Origin of the sequence: Pseudomonas sp. D(2018) (assembly GCF_005502555.1) — a bacterium.
In the GTDB taxonomy this organism is placed as follows: domain Bacteria; phylum Pseudomonadota; class Gammaproteobacteria; order Pseudomonadales; family Pseudomonadaceae; genus Metapseudomonas; species Metapseudomonas resinovorans.
Genome location: NZ_SCOK01000029.1, coordinates 20,817 through 40,836, shown reverse-complemented (window position 1 = coordinate 40,836; position 20,020 = coordinate 20,817). Strand labels below are relative to the sequence as shown.

Below are 20,020 nucleotides of genomic sequence, written 5' to 3'. Positions count from 1 at the left end.
GTAATGATGGTTCAGGGGGCCCCTTGCGGGGCACCTTCACGCCGACTGGCGCAGGCGCGCGATGTCCCGCAATGGCGGAGCGCCGAACAGCCGGCTGTATTCGCGGCTGAATTGCGACGGGCTCTCGTAGCCCACCCGGCCTCCGGCACTGGCGGCGTCCAGGGCCTCCACCAGCATCAGCCGGCGGGCTTCCTGGAGGCGCAGTTGCTTCTGGAACTGCAGCGGGCTCATGGCCGTCATCGCCTTGAAGTGATGATGCAGGGCCGAGGTGCTCATGTTCACCTCGCTGGCCAGGCGTTCGATCTGCAATGGCTGATGGAAGTTCTGCCGCAGCCAGTTCACGGCGCGGCCGATGCGATGGCCCTGGGTGCCGCTGCTGGCAATCTGGCGCAGTTGAGCGCATTGCTCGCCGCGCAGCAGGCGATAGAGGATTTCCCGGCGCACCAGAGGCGCCAGCACGGGAATGTCTTCGGGGGTATCCAGCAGACGCAGCAGGCGCAGCACCGCATCCTGCAGCGAATCACCCAGGCCGCTCACCGACAGGCAGCGTGGACAGGCTTGGGGAGAGGGAGCTGGAGATGGCAGCTCCATCAGCAGGGCACTGATTTCCTTGGGATCGAGGTCCAGGCGCAGACTGAGAAAAGGCACTTCAGGACTGGCATCGATGACCTGGCCGATCACCGGCAGGTCCACCGACACTACCAGGAACTGCGACGGCCCGTAGTAGTAGGTTTCTTCGCCCAGCAGCACCTTCTTGCGCCCTTGCACCACCAGGCCGAGAGCCGGCTCATAGAGGCAGTGCAGGGGTTCGCTGGGCTGCGCAGTGCGGAACAGGGTCAGGCCGGGAATGGCCGTAACCTGCGCACCGTCCTGTTCGGTGAATCGTTCAATGAACTGCACCAGCTCCTGCTGCTGGCGCGCAGCCGCCCCGGATTCCTGCGCGGCAAGGAGCGTATGTGCATTCATGGTTTGGACCCTCGGAGAAGATGGGCCAACTCTACCCATGGCGTGCAGGCTAGTCTCGCACCCGGAAGCGGTTCAGGAGGATCAGGCAATAATCCAGCAGGATTCGGCTATCAGCCCGGCCGCCTCGCGCGGCACACTGCCCAACATTCCACAACAAGACAGATTCGGGGCGGACCCAACGGCCCGCCCCGCCTTCCTCAGTCGGCAACCTTGATCACGACACGCCCACCTGCCGGGCAGGTTTCCATGTGACGGTTCGCCTCGACGAAGTCCTCGAACGCGAAGACGCGATCAACCGGAGGCTTCAGCAGATGATCACGGGTCATCTGGTTGATATGGTCCAGCGCACGCTGAACCGAAGCCTCATTGGCCTCGATGCCCAGCTCCGGAGAACCGGTGAAGTCGAGTACACAATGCCGATAGAACTGCAGATGTTTCTTGAACGCGGCGCAAGCCGGGAACGCAGTGTCGTTGCCGCCGTTGCAGCCATAGACAACCAGCTTGCCGCGCTGCGCGGCCACGTCGCCCAGGAGCTTCATCTGCTGACCGGCGCACTGATCCAGAACCACCTCGACGCCCTTGCCCTGGGTGAAGCGCTCGGCCTCCAGGACCAGGTCCTGCTCTTCGGTGACGATGATCTTGTCGGCACCCAGTCCTTTGATAAAGGCACGGCTTTCCGGGTAGCTGGTCGATGCGATGACCTTGGCACCCAACGCCTTGGCCAACTGCACCGTCTGCGGCGCCAGGCAATGCCCGGCCTCGGTGACCAGCACATGCTGACCCGGCTTCAGGCCGCCCAGGTCAACCAGGGCGAAATAGGCCATCAGCAGCGGCGTGTAATGGATGCAGGCTTCCTCCGGCGTCAGGACGTCGGGATAGGCCACCAGGCCATTGCGCGGCATCAGCACCAGGTCACCCCAGGCCGGATGTTGGCTCGGCGTACTGGCCGGGAAGCTGGCCACGGGGGTGCCGGGCTTCAGGTCATCGACGCCTTCGCCCACGGCTTCCACGATGCCGGCCATCTCGGAACCGAGACCGGAAGGTAATTGAGCCGGTTGCTCGGCCGCCAGGTTCTGCCGCCAGAGCACGTCCCTCCAGCCCACACCCAGAGCCTGGGTGCGCACCAGGACTTCGCCCGGGCCCGGAACGGGTGTCGGCAACTCTTCGAGCGTAAGGACCTCGGGGCCCCCGAACTGGTGAAAACGGATCATGCGGGACATCACATACCTCGCCTGTGACTCTTCATAGCCACGGACTCTATCCGGGCTTTATCTACAAAACCACCCGCGGCCATTGATAGTTGTCATAAACGGCGATGATGTGAGCCTTGACGACCGGCCGTGGGAACTGCACCTTTCACACATTAATTACGGATGATTCCATGAACCGGAACGACCTGCGAAGAGTTGACCTCAACCTTCTTATCGTGTTCGAGACGCTCATGCACGAGCGTAGCGTGACGCGCGCGGCAGAAAAGCTGTTCCTCGGTCAGCCGGCCATCAGTGCGGCACTGGCCCGCCTGCGGACCCTGTTCGACGATCCGCTGTTCGTGCGTACTGGCCGCAGCATGGAACCCTCGGCCCGGGCCATGGAGATCTTCGCCCTGCTCTCCCCGGCGCTGGACTCCATCTCCACGGCCGTCAGCCGTGCTGCCGACTTCGATCCGGCCACCAGCAGCGCCGTGTTCCGCATCGGCCTGTCGGACGACGTGGAGTTCGCCCTGCTCCCCGCCCTGCTCCGCCGCCTGCGCGCCGAAGCCCCCGGCGTGGTGCTGGTGGTGCGACGCACCAACTATCTATTGATGCCCAACCTGCTGGCCTCCGGCGAAATCTCCGTGGGCGTCGCCTACACCGAGGAACTGCCGGCCAACGCCAAGCGCAAGACCCTGCGGCGCTCCAGGCCCAAGCTCCTGCGCGCCGACTCGGTGCCCGGCGCGCTGAGCCTGGATGATTACTCCGCCAGGCCCCATGCCCTGGTGTCCTTCGCCGGCGACCTGGGAGGCTTCGTGGATGAGGAGCTGGCCAAGGTCGGCAAAACGCGCAAGGTCGTGCTGGCGGTGCCGCAGTTCAACGGCCTCGGCACCCTGCTCGCGGGCACCGACCTGGTGGCCATGGTGCCGGACTACACCGCCGCCGCCCTCGCCGCCGCCGGTGGCCTGCGTGCCGAAGACCCACCCCTGCCGGTCCAGTCGTTCGAGCTGTCCATGGCCTGGCGCGGCGCCCAGGACAACGACCCCGCCGAGCGCTGGCTGCGTTCACGCATTCAAATGTATTGCGGGGACCCGGACAGCCTGGAATAGCGGCCAGGCGACGCCCCTTCTTATGTGGGGGGCGAATTCATTCGCTATGTCTGCGTTTGTTGTTGCGAGAGATTTACCAACGGGCCAAGAGCCAGCTCCTACGGGCAATGCAGCTGCCTGCAACACGCAATGCAGGCATCGCCAATTCATTCGCCAAGCAGGCCGAAGGTCTGCCCATCAAACTCTCAGGGGACGCTGCGCATCCCTTGGCGATTGAAATCGCCCCTACAGATTCCAAACCATCAACAACGCCATAACCCCGCCCTGATCAATCACTTCCAGTAATAGTCATCTTCAGGGTGTTCGATTCGTCTGGTCGAATCTCCGCACGCAGACTCCGCCCATTCATAAAACCAATTGGCGGAGCTGTCCCATGGAAGCAATACAGAAGAATCTCTGGCGTTACCCTCTTACCCTCGCGGCGGCGGTGGTACTGGTAGCTTGCGGCAAGGCACCGGAAGCCACGCTCAACCAAGCGGCCCCCAAGGTCAGCGTCGCCGAAGTGATCGAACAGCCCCTCAACGAATGGGACGAATTCACCGGTCGCCTGGAAGCTCCGGAGTCCGTGGAAATCCGCCCGCGCGTCTCCGGCTACATCGACCGGGTGGCTTTCGATGAAGGCAGCCTGGTGAAGAAAGGCGACTTGCTGTTCCAGATCGACCCGCGCCCCTTCGTGGCCGAGGTCAAGCGCCTGGAAGCCCAACTGCAGCAAGCCCGCGCCAACCAGAACCGTGCCGCCAACGAAGCCCGCCGTGGTGAGCGCCTGCGCCAGAGCAATGCCATCTCCGCCGAATTGGCCGACGCTCGCGCCAGCGCTGCCACCGAGGCCCAGGCCGCGGTCGCCGCCACCCAGGCCGAACTGGACAACGCCAAGCTCAACCTCAGTTTCACCCGCGTGACCGCGCCCATCGACGGTCGCGTCAGCCGTGCCGAAATCACCGAAGGCAACCTGGTCAACGCCAGCCAGTCGCTGCTGACCTCGGTGGTCTCCACCGACAAGGTCTACGCCTACTTCGACGCCGACGAGCGCGCCTTCCTCAAGTACGTGGAACTGGCCCGCAAGACCGGCTCCGACACCCGCGCCGCCAGCCCCGTGTACATGGGCCTGTCCAGCGAAACCGGCAACCCGCACCTGGGCCAGCTGGACTTCCTCGACAACCAGGTCAATCCGCGCACCGGCACCATCCGTGGCCGCGCCGTGTTCGACAACAAGGACGGCCGCTTCACCCCCGGTCTTTACGCCCGCATCAAGCTGGTGGGCAGCGAGACCTACCCGGCCGCGCTGATCAAGGACGAGGCCATCGGCACCGACCTGGGCAAGAAGTTCGTCCTGGTGCTGGGTGAAGACAACAAGGTGAGTTACCGCTCCATCGAACTGGGGCCAAAGCTGGAAGGCCTGCGCATCGTGCGCAACGGCCTGGTCAAGGGCGAAACGATCGTGGTCAACGGCCTGCAGCGCGCCATGCCCGGCGCACCTGTGGAACCGCAAGCCGTGCCCATGGCCGACGAATCCACCCTCGAACAGTTGGCCCGCCTGCGCCAATCCGTGGATAGCAGCAACGCTCCGCGAGTGGCCGAGCAGAACGCCAAAACGTCCGTCGGCCCGCGCGGCTGAGGTAGCACGCCATGAATTTTTCCCAGTTCTTCATCCTGCGGCCGATCTTCGCCGCCGTGCTGTCGCTGCTGATCCTGATCGGCGGCGCCATCTCGCTGTTCCAGCTACCCATCAGCGAATACCCGGAAGTGGTACCGCCGACGGTGGTGGTGCGCGCCAACTTCCCCGGCGCCAACCCCAAGGTGATCGGTGAAACCGTCGCCTCGCCGCTGGAGCAAGCCATCGTCGGCGTGGAAGGCATGCTCTACATGTCCTCCCAGGCGACCAACGACGGCAAGCTGACCCTGACCATCACCTTTGCCCTGGGCACCGACCTGGATAACGCCCAGGTGCAGGTGCAGAACCGCGTGACCCGGACCATGCCCACCCTGCCCACCGAGGTGCAGCGGCTTGGCGTAACCGTGGACAAGGCCTCTCCGGACCTGACCATGGTGGTGCACCTGACCTCACCGGATAACCGCTACGACATGCTCTACCTGTCCAACTACGCGGCGCTCAACGTCAAGGACGAGCTGGCGCGGCTGGATGGCGTGGGCGACGTGCAGCTGTTCGGCATGGGCAACTACTCCCTGCGTGTCTGGCTCGACCCGAACAAGGTGGCTTCGCGCAACCTGACCGCCACCGATGTGGTCAACGCCATTCGCGAGCAGAACCGCCAGGTCGCCGCAGGTGCCCTCGGCGCGCCGCCGTCCGATGCCGGCAACAGCTTCCAGCTGTCGATCAACACCCAGGGCCGCCTGGTCACCGAGGAAGAGTTCGAGAACATCATCATCCGGGCCGGTGACGACGGCGAGATCACTCGCCTGAAGGACATCGCCCGCGTCGAGCTGGGGTCCAACCAGTACGCCCTGCGCTCGCTGCTGAACAATCAGCCGGCCGTGGCGATTCCGGTGTTCCAGCGTCCCGGCTCCAACGCCATCGAAATCTCCGACGCCGTTCGTGAGCGCATGGCCGAACTGAAGCAGAGCTTCCCCCAGGGCATGGACTACGAAATCGTCTATGACCCGACCATCTTCGTGCGCGGTTCCATCGAGGCGGTGGTTCACACCCTGCTCGAAGCCATCGTGCTCGTGGTCCTGGTGGTGATCCTGTTCCTGCAGACCTGGCGCGCCTCGATCATCCCGCTGGCCGCCGTGCCGGTGTCGCTGATCGGCACCTTCGCGGTGATGCACCTGTTCGGCTTCTCGCTCAATGCCCTGTCGCTGTTCGGCCTGGTGCTGGCCATCGGCATCGTGGTGGACGATGCGATCGTCGTCGTGGAAAACGTCGAACGGAACATCGGACTCGGCAAGTCGCCGGTGGAAGCCACCCGCCAGGCCATGAAGGAAGTGACCGGCCCGATCATCGCCACCGCCCTCGTGCTGTGCGCCGTATTCGTGCCCACCGCCTTCATCTCTGGCCTCACAGGGCAGTTCTACCAGCAGTTCGCCCTGACCATCGCCATTTCCACGGTGATCTCGGCCTTCAACTCGCTGACCCTGTCGCCGGCCCTGGCCGCTGTGCTGCTGAGGGACCACCACGCACCGAAGGATCGCTTCTCCCGCGTGCTCGACACGCTGTTCGGCCGCTGGTTGTTCAACCCGTTCAACCGCATGTTCGAACGCGCTGGCGGCGGCTACGTCCGTACCGTGCGCCGCGTCCTGCGGGGCAGCAGCATCGCCATGTTCATCTATGCCGGCCTGCTGGGACTCGGCTACCTGGGCTTCTCCAGCACTCCGGCCGGCTTCGTGCCGCAACAGGACAAGCAGTACCTGGTGGCCTTCGCACAACTGCCGGATGCCGCCACCCTGGACCGCACCGAAGCGGTGATCAAGCGCATGTCCGAGATCGCCTCCAAGCACCCGGGCGTGGAAAACACCGTGGCCTTCCCGGGCCTGTCCATCAACGGTTTCACCAACAGCCCGAACAGCGGGATCGTGTTCACCCCGCTCAAGCCCTTCGATGAGCGCAAGGACCCGTCCATGTCGGCTGGCGCCATCGCCGCCGAGCTGAACAAGCAGTTCGCGGATATCCAGGATGCCTACATCGCGATCTTCCCGCCGCCCCCGGTTCAGGGCCTCGGCACCATCGGCGGCTTCCGCCTGCAGGTCGAGGACCGCGGCAACCTGGGCTACGAGGAGCTGTACAAGCAGACCCAGAACATCATCGCCAAGGCGCGCCAGCTGCCGGAACTGAACCCCATGTCGGTGTTCACCAGCTACCAGGTCAACGTGCCGCAGGTGGATGCCGCCATCGACCGCGAGAAGGCCAAGACCCACGGCGTGGCCATCAGCGACATCTTCGACACCATGCAGGTGTACCTGGGTTCGCTGTACGCCAACGACTTCAACCGCTTCGGCCGCACCTACCAGGTCAACGTCCAGGCCGACCAGCAATTCCGCCTGGAGCCCGAGCAGATCGGCCAGTTGAAGGTGCGCAACAACCGTGGCGAGATGATCCCGCTGTCCACCTTCGTCAAGGTGGAAAACAGCGCTGGCCCCGATCGCGTCATGCACTACAACGGCTTCATCACCGCCGAGATCAACGGCGCAGCCGCGCCCGGCTACAGCTCCGGCCAGGCCGAGGCGGCCATCGCCAAGCTGCTGGACGAAGAGCTGCCCAACGGCATGACCTACGAATGGACGGACCTGACCTACCAGCAGATCCTCGCCGGCAATACCGCGATCTTCATCTTCCCGCTCTGCGTGCTCCTGGCCTTCCTGGTGCTGGCCGCCCAATACGAGAGCTGGAGCCTGCCGCTGGCGGTGATCCTGATCGTGCCGACCGTGCTGTTCTCCGCCATCACCGGGGTGATCCTGGCTGGTAGCGACAACAACATCTTCACCCAGATCGGCTTGATCGTACTGGTGGGCCTGGCGTGCAAGAACGCCATCCTCATCGTCGAGTTCGCCAAGGAGAAACAGGAAGAAGGCCTGGACCGCGTCGCCGCCGTCCTGGAAGCCTGCCGCCTGCGTCTGCGCCCGATCCTGATGACCTCCATCGCCTTCATCATGGGCGTGGTGCCCCTGGTGCTGTCCTCCGGTGCCGGCGCCGAAATGCGCCACGCCATGGGTGTCGCGGTGTTCAGCGGGATGATCGGCGTGACCTTCTTCGGCCTGCTGCTGACCCCGGTGTTCTACGTCCTGATCCGCGGATTCGTCGAAAAGCGCGAAGCGCGCAAGGCCGCCCGCGCCCCGCAACTGAAGGAAGCACACGCATGATGCACAAGGCTTTCGCCCCCGCCCTGCTGGCACTGACCCTTTCCGCCTGTGCCGTGGGCCCGGACTACAAGGCCCCCGACACCGAGCCCGCGCGGCTCGCCTCGGCGGACGCCGTGAAGGCCGATCGCGGCCGTTTCGAGAGCGTCTGGTGGCAACAGTTCGACGACCCGACCCTGAATCAGCTGGTGCAGCAGTCGCTCAAGGAAAACCGTGAGTTGCGCATCGCCTTCGCCCGCCTCAAGGCGGCCCGTGCCTTCCGCGACGATGTTGGCAACGACCAGTTTCCGGTGGTCACCGCTGGCGCCAGCGCCGAAATCGGCAAGGGCCAGCAGCCCGGCGTCACCGAAGAGCGCGCCAACAGCGAGCGTTACGACCTGGGCCTGAACATGGCCTGGGAGCTGGACCTGTTCGGCCGCATCCAACGCCAGATCGAAGCCAGCGAAGCGGAAACCGACGCGGCCCAGGCTGACCTGCAGCAGTTGCAGGTCAGCCTGATCGCCGAACTGGTGGACGCCTACGGCAACCTGCGTGGCGCGCAGCTCAGGGAGCGGATTGCCCGCGAAAACCTGGAGAACCAGCAGGAGTCCCGTGGCCTGACCGAACAACTGCGCGACGCGGGCGTCGGCAGCGAGCTGGATGTGCTGCGCGCTGACGGGCGTCTGGCCGCCACCGAAGCCAGCCTGCCGCAACTGCAGGCCGAAGAAGCGCGTGCCCGCAACCGCATCGCCACGCTGCTCGGCCAGCGCCCGGAACAGCTGACCGTGGACCTGTCGCCCAAACCGTTGCCGGTGATCGCCAAGGCCCTGCCCATTGGCGATCCCGCCGAACTGCTGCGCCGCCGCCCGGACGTGCGATCCGCCGAACGCCAACTGGCCGCCGCCACCGCCGGCGTGGGCGTGGCCACGGCTGATCTGTTCCCCCGTGTGAGCCTTTCCGGCTTCCTCGGTTTCACCGCTGGGCGCGGTTCGCAGATCGGTTCCTCCGCTGCACGAGCCTGGGCCGTGGCCCCGACCATCTCCTGGGCGGCCTTCGACCTGGGCAGCGTCCGCGCCCGCCTGCGGGGTGCCGAAGCGGACGCCGAAGGTGCCCTGGCCGGCTACGAGCAACAGGTGCTGCTGGCCCTGGAGGAGTCCGAGAACGCCTTCAGCGACTACGGCAAGCGCCAGCAGCGCCTGGTTTCCCTGGTACGCCAGTCGGAAGCCACCCGTGCCGCCGCCGAACAGGCCGCAACCCGCTATCGCGAAGGCACTGTGGACTTCCTCGTGCTGCTGGACGCCGAACGCGAGCGCCTGGCCGCCGAAGACGCCCAGGCCCAGGCCGAAGTCGAGGTCTATCGCGGCATCGTCGCCATCTACAAGGCCCTTGGCGGCGGCTGGCAACCCCAGGCGTGACCCTCTCTTCCCTTGCCCGGCCTGCCCCGGCCGGCATTTTCACCCCGCGGGTACGAGCTCCTCGCCGCGGGGCCTTTTATTCAAGTCGCGATGGATTCCCGCGAACGACCGGCGCGACCGGCCACCGGGAAGCCCACTGCCTGCGTCAAGGACGGCTGTAACGAATTCGGAGATTGCTCTGGATACCCCACCCCTTGATCTCGATAGGAGACATTCCATGAAAAAGCTCATCACTTCCGCAACCTTGCTGGCCGTCGCCCTTTCCGCTGGTTCGGCGATGGCATCCGGCGGCGGCGACCGCACCATCTCCCGCTACGAGAAGCGCCTTGCGCAGATCGAAAAACAGCAACACGAGGCAAACGAAGCTGTCGCCCAGAAGGAACTCGCCGAAAAAGCGAAGCGTGGCTAAGCCACAAAAAAGGAGCGGGTCGCCCCGCTCCTTTCATCCGTCAGCGGTGTTCAGGCTACGGGGGTTCGACGAGCCTGTTGCCTGGGCTCCAGCTTGCGCCGCGCCACCAGCGTCTTGGCCGCCGTCATGTGAATGGGCCCGCCCTGATAGGTAGGCAGATCGCGCGATACCCAGTCGATGCCCTTGTCGTGCCAGTGCACTTCGCCCGCGTCCAGCTTCATGTCCCGCTGCAGTTCCCGGATCACCTGGCGCACGCGCGCGTCGCTGTAGAAGGCTTCGTTGTCGATGGCCTTGCAGAGCGCTTCGCCGTCCTGTCCGGTCAACGTGAGCAACAATGACCCATCGGGCCGGGGCTTCACGACTACCTGGTACTGCGCAAAGGCATCATAGAAGGCAGTAAATGGCAGCTTCATTCGGAAACTCCTGTCGGGTCCTGGGTTTTCGGACCTTGTTCCCTGCAGTCGTCGTGCCCGTTTGCTGCTTCAGGTAATTTCCTTGCAAATCAGCCATATGGAACGGGAGCGCCCTGCAACCTGTGGGTGACTTGCACGATTCCCCGCCCAACGCTCATGCAAATTGCACGAAGCCCCAATGAAGCCGGGCGTTCCTGTCGTCGACGAATCACGTCGTGGCTTGACCGGCGCGCGCGATCCTGCGAAAAGGCTGCGCGCAAATGGCCGGACCCGACCGGCGAACCAAGGAGCACATCCCATGAGTGACGAACTGCAGATAACCGATATCCAGCTGGGCAACGGCAAGGAAGTGGTCAAGGGCGCCCTGATCACCACCCAGTACCGCGGCACCCTGGAAGACGGCACCGAGTTCGATTCGTCCTACAGCCGTGGCAAGCCCTTCCAGTGCGTGATCGGCACCGGGCGTGTCATCAAGGGCTGGGACATCGGCCTGATGGGCATGAAAGTGGGCGGCAAGCGCAAGCTCTTCGTCCCGGCGCACCTGGCCTACGGCGAACGCCAGGTCGGCGCCCATATCAAGCCCAACTCCAACCTGCTGTTCGAGATCGAATTGCTGGAAGTGCTGACGCGGGACGATTGATTCACCCCGGTGCTGCACAGCGACAGGCCGCAGGCTTGTGGCCTGGGCTGCCGCTGGAACCGCGCAATAGAGGGGAGATAACACCCGGCAATCGTGTCGCCGGCGACAGGCAGGATACCGGACGACTCTTTCAGCACGCTGACAGCGGTCCCTCAGCGCCATAGGCGCCTACCCTTTGCAGGGACAAAGTCGTCTTCCTACAACAGCCAAAACCTGTCGATTTCCCCAAATGGCAATCGACCAGCTAGCGAATCCCAACTTCAACAGGAGTCGCCCATGTCCCTGCAACTGTTCGCCCATCCCTTCTCGTCTTACTGCCAGAAGGTGCTGATCGCGCTCTACGAGAACGACACACCCTTCCGCATGCGCTTGCTGTCACCGGATGACCCGACCACCGCCGACGAGTTCCAGACCCTCTGGCCGCTCCAGCGGTTTCCGTTGCTGCTGGACGGCGAGCGGCCGGTGATGGAGTCGAGCATCATCATCGAATACCTGCAGCAACATCATGCCGGGCCGGTGACGCTGATCCCCGAGGGGTCGGAAGCCGCGCTTGAGGTGCGCATGCTGGATCGCTTCTTCGACCTGTATGTGATGACGCCGATGCAGAAGCCGGTGTTCGATAGCCTGCGCCCGGCAGAGCAGCGCGACGCGCTTGGCGTGGCGGAAGCGAAAGGCCTGCTGGAGCGCAGTTACGCCTGGCTCGAAGAGAAGCTCGCGGGCCGAGCCTGGGCGGCCGGCGAAACCTTCAGCCTCGCCGACTGCGCAGCCGCGCCGGCGCTGTTCTATGCCGACTGGGTACACCCGATTGCCGGGTCGTTCGGCAACGTCCGGGCCTATCGGCAGCGCTTGCTGGCTCGTCCCTCGTTCGCCCGCGCGGTGGACGAAGCGCGCATGTATCGACCGCTGTTCCCGCTGGGGGCGCCGGATCGCGACTGAGCCATCCACTCTTCGGCAGTCGACAGGTAAGGTTGCCCATTCGCCCTTCAATCTCGAACAGGAAGTCCCCATGCGTGAACTGTCGGCTTTCCCCATCGCTCGCAAGTGGCCCGCGACCCAGCCGGACCGGCTGCAGCTTTACTCCCTGCCGACGCCCAATGGCGTCAAGGTCTCGATCATGCTGGAGGAGACCGGCCTGCCCTACGAGCCGCACCTGGTGAGCTTCGAGCGCAACGACCAGATGTCGCCGGAGTTCCTCTCCCTCAATCCGAACAACAAGATTCCCGCCATCATCGACCCCAACGGCCCGGATGGTCGTCCGCTGCCACTGTTCGAGTCTGGCGCCATCCTCATCTACCTGGCCGACAAGACCGGCCAGTTGATTCCAGAGGACGCTGCCGGCCGCGTGGGAGGCGCGCGGTGGACCCCGTCTTTACGGGGGGCGGGCTTGCCCATGGAGCTGTCCTCGACACAACGTCAGGCCCGTACGGTAACCCAGGCGCGTGCGACTGTCTTCAGCGCGTCATCCGCCCGCGTCCGCTTTCTTGGCGTCTTTGCCAAGGGTGCCGAACTCGATCGGCGTCTTGATATAGAACAGCGCAATGTCCTCGTCCTCCAGGCGTTCGAACAGCCGGGCTGACTCCTCTTCGGTGAGTGCCAGGCGGACCTCGATGGGTTGGTCGGCGAGTTCGAAAAAGTGTGCGGAGTGCAGCCGGCCGGTGTGGCCGAAACCTTCGATGGCGGTGCTCATGGTCGCGCCGCGCAGGCCCAGCTCGTTGGCCAGGTCGACGAGCCAGTCACCGACCATCTTGCCGTGATAGCGGCGATTTTGCTGGGTGAAGAAAATCACCAGGAAACCGTTCATGAGCGTTCTCCAATGGCCTCCATTGCTTTCAGCATAGCCCCGGGGGTATTGCTGGGCTTATGAATTAAATGATCGAAAAGCAGAAATTAATTATTGTTTTACGATAATTACTTCTTTATGATTTCTCCACATTCCTTCCTCTGGAGCCTTCCCATGACGTCCCAAGATATTGCCCGGTTCAGCCAGCGCATGTCGGCTGTCACCCTGTTATTGATCATTGCCATGTTGCTGCTCAACGCGGCGCTGTGGCTGTTTCCGCAGTTGAGCGCGGAAAGTGGCTACGGGTTCGGTTTTGGCCTGAGCAATAGCCTGTCGAGCCATCTGGCTGCCGGTGCTGTCTTTCCCTGGTGGCAAACCCTGGGCGGCATTCTGCTGTCGAGCATCCCCCTGCTGGCGCTGGCCTTTGGCTTGAGCCATCTGCGCCAGTTGTTCCAGAGCTATGCCCGCGGCGAGTACTTTTCCAGCGCGGCGGCGGTGCATTTGGGCAAGGTCGGGCGGGGCGTGGCGTTGTGGGTGTTGCTGGACTTTCTCTGCGAGCCGCTACTCAGCATCTGGGTCACCCTGAACGCGCCGGTGGGCGAGCGCCTGATCAGTCTCAGCATCACCGCCCCGACCTTTGTCGCGCTGTTTTTGGCTGCGTGTATTTCCATCATCGCGCGTATCCTCTGGCAGGCCAGTGAAGTGGATTCGGAAAACCGCGCCTTCGTGTGAGATCAGTATGTCAATTGTCATTCAACTGGACGTGATGCTGGCCCGACGCAAGGTCAAATCCAAGGACCTCGCGGCGGCGATCGGCATCACCGAGGCCAACCTGTCCCTGCTCAAGCAGGGCAAGGTCAAGGGCCTGCGGCTCGCGACACTGGACGCGATCTGCCAATACCTGGAGTGTCAGCCGGGCGACCTGTTGATCCATGAGCCCGAGGTGGAGTAGCGTCGGCCTCCCTTAACGCGATAAAGGCGGTCTGTGTCATGGCGCTCGAACATTTGCTGTATGCCGGCCCGCTGCTGTCGCTGGCGCTGCTCTGGACCGTGGCCGTGGTCACGCCGGGGCCGAACTTCTTTACCACGGCGCAATTGGCCGCCAGCTGTTCGCGTCGCCATGGCATGATCGCCGCGCTGGGTGTCGCCACCGGCACGGTGCTCTGGGGGCTGGCCGGCGGCCTGGGGATCAAGTCGCTGTTCAGTGCCGCCCCGGCCCTGTAACTGGCCTTCAAGATCGCCGGTGGCTGCTACCTGATCTACCTGGGCCTGAAGCAGTTCAGGCGCAAGCCGGCGCCGACCGGGGCGGGCAACGGTTTGCCTGGTGAGTCGGGCCGCAGCCTGTTCTCGGCCTATCGCCTGGGCTTTCTCGGCAACATGACCAACCCCAAGTCGGCGCTGTTCGTCGCCACCATCTTCGCCACCTCGATGCCGGCGTCACCACCGCCGTTGCTGCTGGGCCTGGCCGTGCTCACCATGGCCTCGCTGTCGTTCACCTGGTACTGCTGCGTCGCGCTGTTCTTCGCCAGCAACCGCATGGCTGCCGTCTATAGTCGTTCGCGCAAATGGCTGGACCGCTTTGCCGGCAGTTGCTACCTGCTGTTCGGCGCCCATCTGGTGGCCAATCGCTGAAACCGGGGCCGGGCGCACGCCATGGATTTTCAGGGTCAGGAGACAGGACATGAGCTTCACTTTTCGCCCCGTGCAGGATCGGGATATTCCACGGATCTGCGGTTTTGCCGGTAATCCCGAGGAGCTGTTTTTCTTTTTCCCGGCGGCCAGCTGGCCGCTGACTCATGAGCAACTGCGCGACTCCATTGCCCAACGCTGCGATTCGACAGTGATCGAGCGAGACGGCCAGGTACTGGGTTTCGCCAACTTCTACCGGTGGGAAGCCCACGGCACCTGCACCCTCGGCAATCTCATCGTCGATCCCGAGGGCCCGCGGCGCGGGCGTCGCCGGGCAGTCGATCGGCGAGATGCTGCGCATCGCCCGGGACAAACACCAGGCCGCACAGGTGACCCTGTCCTGCTTCAATGACAACGTGGCGGGCCTGCTGCTGTATCCGAAGCTCGGGTTCGTGCCGTTCGCCATCGAAGAGCGCCGGAACAAACAGAGTAGGAGCTGGCTGGCCAGCGAAACGCCGCCATTCGCTGGCCAGCCAGCTCCTACGGGCAATGCAGCTGCCTACAGCACGGAATGCAGCCCCAGCCAATTGAATCGTCCCCACAGGACAATTCAGCCTGATGGTGAGCTCTGCTAACGTGATGCACACTCACTCGCGGAAGGGATTTCATGCTCGCATTCATTCAGAACCACCCGCTGGTTTTCGGCGTCGCCCTGTTGCTGCTCGACCTGCTGGTCTGGCGCAGCATTCCCGTCGAGCAACGCACCTGGCGGGTGCTCTGCCGCGTCGTGCTCTTCCTGCTGTTCAGCGCCCTGATCATCGATGCCGGGTTGAACCCACTGCAGCCGCCGCCCTGGACGGACACCACACTCAACCTGGTGGCCACTGCCCTGGAAATCGTCTGGTGGCTGTTCTGCGCTCGCACCTTGACCGTGGTGCTGGGCCTGCTGATGCCGCGTATCGGCCATGCCGGGCGACTGCTGCAGGACCTGCTGGGCGCGGTGATCTTCCTGGTGGCGGTGGTGGCGGCGGCGGCCTATGTGATGCAGTTGCCGGTGAAAGGCCTGCTGGCCACCTCCGGGGTCATGGCCATCGTCATCGGCCTGGCCCTGCAGAGCACCCTCAGCGATGTGTTCTCCGGCATCGTCCTGAACACCACCAAGCCTTACCAACTGGATGACTGGATTTCCATCGACGGTACCGAAGGCAAGGTGGTGGAAATCGACTGGCGCGCCACCCACCTGCTCACCAGCCAGGGCAGCACGGTGGTGATTCCGAACTCGGTTTCGGCCAAGACCAAGGTCCACAACTTCAGCCGCCCCTATGAGCTGACGGGCGTGTCCATCAGCCTCAGGGTCCCCACCCAGGTGCGACCGCGCCGGGTGCTGGATGCCCTGGAAAAGACGGTGCAGGGCATCAGCGTGCTGCTCACCAGCCCCAAGCCCAAGGTCGCGATCAAGGGCTCGGACCTGGAGTCCGTGGAGTACGAAGCCAGCGGCTTCATCCGTACCGGCGAGAACAAGACCGAAGTCCGCAACCTGATGTACGACCTGGCGCACCGCCATCTCGAAGCCGCCGGCATAGCCTTCAGCAGCGATAGCGTGCCCCAGCCCTGGTCGCGGCCGCGTCTACTGCTGGAGGACGTGAAGATTTTCCGTGCCCTGAGCAGCGAGGAGAAAGACGAACTCAGCCAGGTCATGGCGCCCCTGGCCTTCTCCGCCGGCCAGGTGGTGCTGGATGTCGGCGAGGTTTCCGATGGCCTGCTGGTGATCGGCACCGGCGTCATCTCGGCGGCGGTACCGGACGGCGCCGGCATGATCGAGGCCGGTCGCATGGGACCGGGCGAAATTCTCGGCGAAGAAGGCATCGCCAACGATGCACCGTCCCAGGCGCGATTCACCGCGCTCACCTCCTGCGTGCTCTACCGCGTCGAGCGGGACGCAATCCGTAGCTGCCTGGAGGAGCGCATCGAAGTCCGTGCCGCCCTCACCCGTCTACGCGCCTTCCGTGAGCAGGCCAGTCGCAACCTGCTGTTGCAGAAGCCCCAGGCAATCAGGAAAGGCGGCTTTCTCAGTTGGCTGCACAAGAAGGGCTGAGGGCGGAAAACCGCCCGCCCGGCACCCTCACCGCCCCCAAAAGGGCGGATTCCCGCCACACTCGCGTGCTTCCAGGCCCTTGAATCCCGCCAAGTGAAACGATTCAGGGCCATCCCCCGATTCCGGCACGACATTTGCCTGCGCACCGCCCCTTTCGAGAAACAGAAAGGGACAGTCCCATGAAAAAACTCCTCCTAGGACTCCTGTGCCTCACGGTGCTCGGCTGTGCCAAGCAACCCGAGCCGGAGAAGTCCGTCGACGTGCTGCTGATCGGCGCCGGCATCATGAGTGCCAGCCTCGGCACCTATCTCCACGAACTGGAGCCGGGCTGGACCATCGACATCTACGAGCGCCTGGACCAGGTCGCAGCGGAAAGCTCCAACCCCTGGAACAACGCAGGCACCGGCCACTCCGCCTTCTGCGAGCTGAACTACACGCCGGAAACCGCAGACGGCGGCATCGACATCAGCAAGGCCGTGGCGATCAACGAATCCTTCGAGATCTCCAAGCAGTTCTGGGCCTACCAGGTCGAACGCAACGTGCTGAGCAACCCGAAGTCCTTCATCAACGGCGTGCCGCACATGAGCTTCGTCTGGGGTGATGACAATATCGCCTTCCTCAAGAAGCGCCACGCCGCCCTGCAACACAGCTCGCTGTTCCGTGGCATGGAGTACTCCGAAGACTTCGATCAGATCAAACAGTGGGTACCCCTGGCGATGGAAGGCCGCCCAGCCGACCAGAAGGTCGCCGCCACCCGCATGGCCATCGGCACCGACGTGAACTTCGGTGAGATCACCCGCCAGCTGATCGGCTCCCTGACCCAAAGCGACAAGGTCAAGCTGAACCTCAAGCACGAAGTACGCGACATCAAGCGCAACGATGACGGCACCTGGACCGTTACCGCGGCCGACCTCGGCAACAACGAGGCGCAAACCAGCGTCAAGGCCAGATTCGTCTTCATCGGCGCTGGCGGTGGCGCCCTCAAGCTGCTGCAGAAGTCCGGCATCCCGGAAGCCGAAGGCTATGCCGGCTTCCCGGTGGGCGGCCAGTTCCTGGTTACCCGCAACCCCGAGGTCGTCGCCCAGCACCAGGCCAAGCTCTATGGCAAGGCCTCGGTCGGCTCGCCACCGATGTCCGTGCCGCACCTGGACACCCGCGTGATCGATGGCCAGAAGGTGCTGCTGTTCGGGCCCTTCGCCACCTTCTCCACCAAGTTCCTGAAGAACGGCTCGCTGCTGGACATGTTCAGCGCCCTGACCACCGACAACATCGGCCCGATGACCAATGCCGGCCTGGACAACCTACCGCTCAGCACCTACCTCATGGGCCAGCTGATGCTCAGCCAGGCCGACCGCATGCACGAGCTGCGTGAATACTTCCCGCAGGCGAAGGACGAAGACTGGGAACTGCTGACCGCCGGCCAGCGCGTGCAGGTGATCAAGAAGGACGCCGAGAAAGGCGGCGTCCTGCAGTTCGGTACCGAAGTCGTCAGCTCCGCCGACGGCAGCATCGCCGCCCTGCTGGGCGCCTCGCCGGGCGCCTCCACCGCGGCGCCGATCATGCTCACCGTGCTGGAGAAGACCTTCAAGGACAAGGTGCAGACGCCGGAATGGCAGGCTCGCCTGAAGGAAATCATCCCCTCCTACGGCCGCAAGCTGAACAACGACCTGGAGCTGACCAACCAGGTCCGCGCCTGGAGCAGCGAGCGCCTGCAGCTGGACTACGTACCGGTACTGCCCGAGGTGGCTGCGCAGTAAACGAATCATAGGTTGGAGCGAGTTCGACGAAGCCCGACAGCACTGGCCACGGTGCCGGGAAATCTTGGGCTTCGCAGGCTCAGCACCCACCTGCGAGGCTTGTCCCTCAGCATGGCTGTCGGGACGCGTTCCTTTGCTCTGAACGATAGTGTCGACGCGGGTCCTGCTTGCCCTGCGTCGACGCTAATCGAAAGTCAGGCTGTTCCCTTCGTACACCCGCGCGAACCTTGGTTCCGTAGCCCGGAGAGCTGTCCTGTTCCGGGTTCCATGGGACAACAACAAGGAGAAGAAAATGCCCTGGCACCTCGAAGCGCTGATCAGCATCTCCGCCGGCCTGCTGCTCGGCAATTTCACCGAATGGTGGTTCCACCGCATCGTGCTGCACGGCATGGGCCGCAAGCGCGGTACTTTCTGGAGCTTCCATTTCCACGAACACCACCGCAATGCCCGCCAGCACGACTTCTACGACCCCTGCTACCGCCGCCCTCCGCTGGGCTGGCATGCGCAGGGCAAGGAAGCCTGGGCACTGATCGCTGCCAGCGCCCTGGTGGCGCCCCTGATCCTCTGGGCGCCCTGGCTGTGCCTGACGCTCTGGTACTGCGCCGGCAACTACTACTTCACTCACAAGAAGGCCCACGACAACCCCGACTGGGCCCGCCGGCACCTGCCTTGGCACTACGACCACCATATGGGTCCCAACCCGCAGGCCAACTGGTGCGTAACCAAGCCGTGGTTTGATTGGGTGTTCGGTACGCGCGAACATTTCGTGCGGACCGAACGAGAGGCGCGGGCCTGACCGGAGTCGGGGACAGACGCCTGCCGTGCCTGTGGCTTTATGCCTTGATCCAACCCTGCTCCAACAGTGCCCGGTCCCACGCCGGTTCATCGCTGATTCGCTCCACCAGGAACTCGATCAGGGTGCGCACCTTCAGCGCCCGGCGTTGGGTGGCCGGGTAGACGGCGGAAAAGTTGAAGGCCGTCAGCGAGTAGTCGGTGAGCACGGGGACCAGCCGCCCGGCCAGCAGGTCGTCGCTGGCCACTAGGGTCGGCAGGCAGACTACGCAGGTACCGGTGATGGCGTAATCGCGCAGCAGGTGGACGGAGTTGGAGCGCACCTGACCGGTGAGGTTGAGTTCCACTTGTTCATTGCCGTTGAACACCCATTTGTTGCGCGACGGGTAGCCCTCGTAGAGCGCCACCTTGTGTGCCTGGAGGTCTGCGGGCACGGCGGGCGCGCCTTGGCGCTCCAGGTAGTCGGGGGAGGCGCAGAACAGCCGGCGGACGGAAAACAGCTTGCGCTCGATCAGGCTCTCGGCCAACGGAGGGAACATCTGGAAGGCCACGTCGAAGCCTTCCTCGATCGGGTCCACCACCCGGTCATTGACGATCACGTCGACCTCGATGTCCGGGTAGAGCTCGGTGAATTCCGCCAGCAGGCTGCCGAAGTGGCCGATGGCAAAGCCCGGCAGCATCTGGATGCGCAGCTTGCCGGTGGGTTTGGCACGCAGGTCGCGCATCTGCTCGGTCAGGCTGTTGAAGGTCGCTACCATGTCGGCGCATTCCTTGTAGTAGGTCTCCCCGACCTCCGACAAACGCACATGGCGGGTGCTGCGGTGGAACAGCGGCGCGCTGATGTACTCCTCCAATTGCTGGATGCGATGGCTGATGACCGAGCGGGTCACGCCCAGTTGCTGGGCGGCCTTGGCGAAGTTGCCGGTTTCCGCGACGCGGACGAAGGCTTCGATGCTGAGCAGGCGGTCCATGGTGTTTTCCAGTTCCAGCGATGATCTAACTGTAGGGGCGATTTCAATCGCCAAGCAGGCCGA

The 20,020-nt window shown here is 64.0% G+C and carries 17 protein-coding genes and 3 pseudogenes; 15 read left to right on the top strand and 5 right to left on the bottom strand.

Going from position 1 to position 20,020, the window contains the following annotated elements; translation table 11 throughout:
- Positions 1-36: 36 nt before the first annotated feature.
- Positions 37-966 (bottom strand): AraC family transcriptional regulator, encoded by a 930-nt coding sequence (locus FFS60_RS18305; protein WP_028631256.1) that lies wholly within the window; start codon positions 964-966, stop codon positions 37-39.
- Between the two features lie 197 nt (positions 967-1,163).
- A complete protein-coding gene (locus FFS60_RS18300; protein ID WP_028631255.1) occupies positions 1,164-2,186 on the bottom strand; it encodes a zinc-dependent alcohol dehydrogenase family protein in 1,023 nt (340 codons plus the stop codon).
- Between the two features lie 161 nt (positions 2,187-2,347).
- On the opposite strand from FFS60_RS18300, the gene FFS60_RS18295 reads away from it, so the two are divergent.
- The 5 genes from FFS60_RS18295 (at position 2,348) to FFS60_RS18275 (ending at position 9,880) form a co-directional block, all read left to right on the top strand.
- Positions 2,348-3,265 (top strand): LysR substrate-binding domain-containing protein, encoded by a 918-nt coding sequence (locus tag FFS60_RS18295; protein WP_137822771.1) that lies wholly within the window; start codon positions 2,348-2,350, stop codon positions 3,263-3,265.
- Between the two features lie 373 nt (positions 3,266-3,638).
- Positions 3,639-4,880 (top strand): multidrug efflux RND transporter periplasmic adaptor subunit MexE, encoded by a 1,242-nt coding sequence (mexE, locus tag FFS60_RS18290; RefSeq protein ID WP_137822770.1) that lies wholly within the window; start codon positions 3,639-3,641, stop codon positions 4,878-4,880.
- A gap of 11 nt (positions 4,881-4,891) precedes the next feature.
- Positions 4,892-8,080 carry an efflux RND transporter permease subunit gene (locus FFS60_RS18285; protein ID WP_028631252.1) on the top strand — a complete coding sequence of 1,063 codons (3,189 nt, stop codon included), beginning with the start codon at positions 4,892-4,894 and terminating at the stop codon, positions 8,078-8,080.
- Positions 8,077-9,471, top strand: a complete 1,395-nt coding sequence (locus FFS60_RS18280) for an efflux transporter outer membrane subunit (protein WP_137822769.1) — start codon at positions 8,077-8,079, stop codon at positions 9,469-9,471. The genes FFS60_RS18285 and FFS60_RS18280 overlap by 4 nt, the downstream gene beginning before the upstream one ends.
- A 217-nt stretch (positions 9,472-9,688) precedes the next feature.
- Positions 9,689-9,880 carry a hypothetical protein gene (locus tag FFS60_RS18275; RefSeq protein WP_028631250.1) on the top strand — a complete coding sequence of 64 codons (192 nt, stop codon included), beginning with the start codon at positions 9,689-9,691 and terminating at the stop codon, positions 9,878-9,880.
- 50 nt (positions 9,881-9,930) lie between these two features.
- Here the strand turns inward: FFS60_RS18275 and FFS60_RS18270 are convergent, their stop codons facing one another.
- Positions 9,931-10,293, bottom strand: a complete 363-nt coding sequence (locus FFS60_RS18270) for a DUF3509 domain-containing protein (RefSeq protein WP_137822768.1) — start codon at positions 10,291-10,293, stop codon at positions 9,931-9,933.
- 298 nt (positions 10,294-10,591) lie between these two features.
- On the opposite strand from FFS60_RS18270, the gene FFS60_RS18265 reads away from it, so the two are divergent.
- From FFS60_RS18265 to FFS60_RS18255, 3 genes and pseudogenes are all read left to right on the top strand, one after another.
- Complete coding sequence (locus FFS60_RS18265; RefSeq protein ID WP_028631248.1) at positions 10,592-10,933, top strand: FKBP-type peptidyl-prolyl cis-trans isomerase; 342 nt, start codon at positions 10,592-10,594, stop codon at positions 10,931-10,933.
- Positions 10,934-11,209: 276 nt separating this feature from the next.
- The gene (locus FFS60_RS18260; protein ID WP_137822767.1) at positions 11,210-11,869 is read left to right on the top strand and encodes a glutathione S-transferase family protein; all 660 of its coding nucleotides are present in this window, start codon (positions 11,210-11,212) and stop codon (positions 11,867-11,869) included.
- Between the two features lie 70 nt (positions 11,870-11,939).
- Positions 11,940-12,255 (top strand): annotated as a pseudogene (locus FFS60_RS18255) (glutathione S-transferase N-terminal domain-containing protein); the annotation flags it as partial.
- Between the two features lie 137 nt (positions 12,256-12,392).
- On the opposite strand, the gene FFS60_RS18250 reads toward FFS60_RS18255, so the two are convergent.
- Positions 12,393-12,734 (bottom strand): DUF190 domain-containing protein, encoded by a 342-nt coding sequence (locus FFS60_RS18250; RefSeq protein WP_137822766.1) that lies wholly within the window; start codon positions 12,732-12,734, stop codon positions 12,393-12,395.
- Between the two features lie 153 nt (positions 12,735-12,887).
- Between FFS60_RS18250 and FFS60_RS18245 the strand changes: the two genes are divergently transcribed.
- The 7 genes and pseudogenes from FFS60_RS18245 to FFS60_RS18215 all read left to right on the top strand — a co-directional run bounded on the left by FFS60_RS18245 (position 12,888) and on the right by FFS60_RS18215 (position 18,990).
- Positions 12,888-13,445 carry a DUF2975 domain-containing protein gene (locus FFS60_RS18245; protein ID WP_137822765.1) on the top strand — a complete coding sequence of 186 codons (558 nt, stop codon included), beginning with the start codon at positions 12,888-12,890 and terminating at the stop codon, positions 13,443-13,445.
- A gap of 7 nt (positions 13,446-13,452) precedes the next feature.
- Positions 13,453-13,665 (top strand): helix-turn-helix transcriptional regulator, encoded by a 213-nt coding sequence (locus FFS60_RS18240; RefSeq protein ID WP_009050838.1) that lies wholly within the window; start codon positions 13,453-13,455, stop codon positions 13,663-13,665.
- A gap of 38 nt (positions 13,666-13,703) precedes the next feature.
- Positions 13,704-14,345: pseudogene (locus tag FFS60_RS18235) on the top strand (LysE family transporter).
- A 49-nt stretch (positions 14,346-14,394) separates the two neighbouring features.
- A pseudogene (locus FFS60_RS18230) lies at positions 14,395-14,833 on the top strand (N-acetyltransferase family protein); the annotation flags it as partial.
- A 176-nt stretch (positions 14,834-15,009) separates the two neighbouring features.
- Positions 15,010-16,437: a mechanosensitive ion channel family protein gene (locus tag FFS60_RS18225; protein WP_137822764.1), complete on the top strand. Its 1,428-nt coding sequence runs from the start codon at positions 15,010-15,012 to the stop codon at positions 16,435-16,437.
- Between the two features lie 179 nt (positions 16,438-16,616).
- Complete coding sequence (locus tag FFS60_RS18220) at positions 16,617-18,194, top strand: malate:quinone oxidoreductase (RefSeq protein WP_028631242.1); 1,578 nt, start codon at positions 16,617-16,619, stop codon at positions 18,192-18,194.
- 292 nt (positions 18,195-18,486) lie between these two features.
- Positions 18,487-18,990, top strand: coding sequence for a sterol desaturase family protein (locus tag FFS60_RS18215; RefSeq protein ID WP_137822763.1), 504 nt, complete (start codon positions 18,487-18,489; stop codon positions 18,988-18,990).
- Positions 18,991-19,027: 37 nt separating this feature from the next.
- Here the strand turns inward: FFS60_RS18215 and FFS60_RS18210 are convergent, their stop codons facing one another.
- Positions 19,028-19,957: a LysR family transcriptional regulator gene (locus FFS60_RS18210; protein WP_137822762.1), complete on the bottom strand. Its 930-nt coding sequence runs from the start codon at positions 19,955-19,957 to the stop codon at positions 19,028-19,030.
- Positions 19,958-20,020 lie beyond the last annotated feature (63 nt).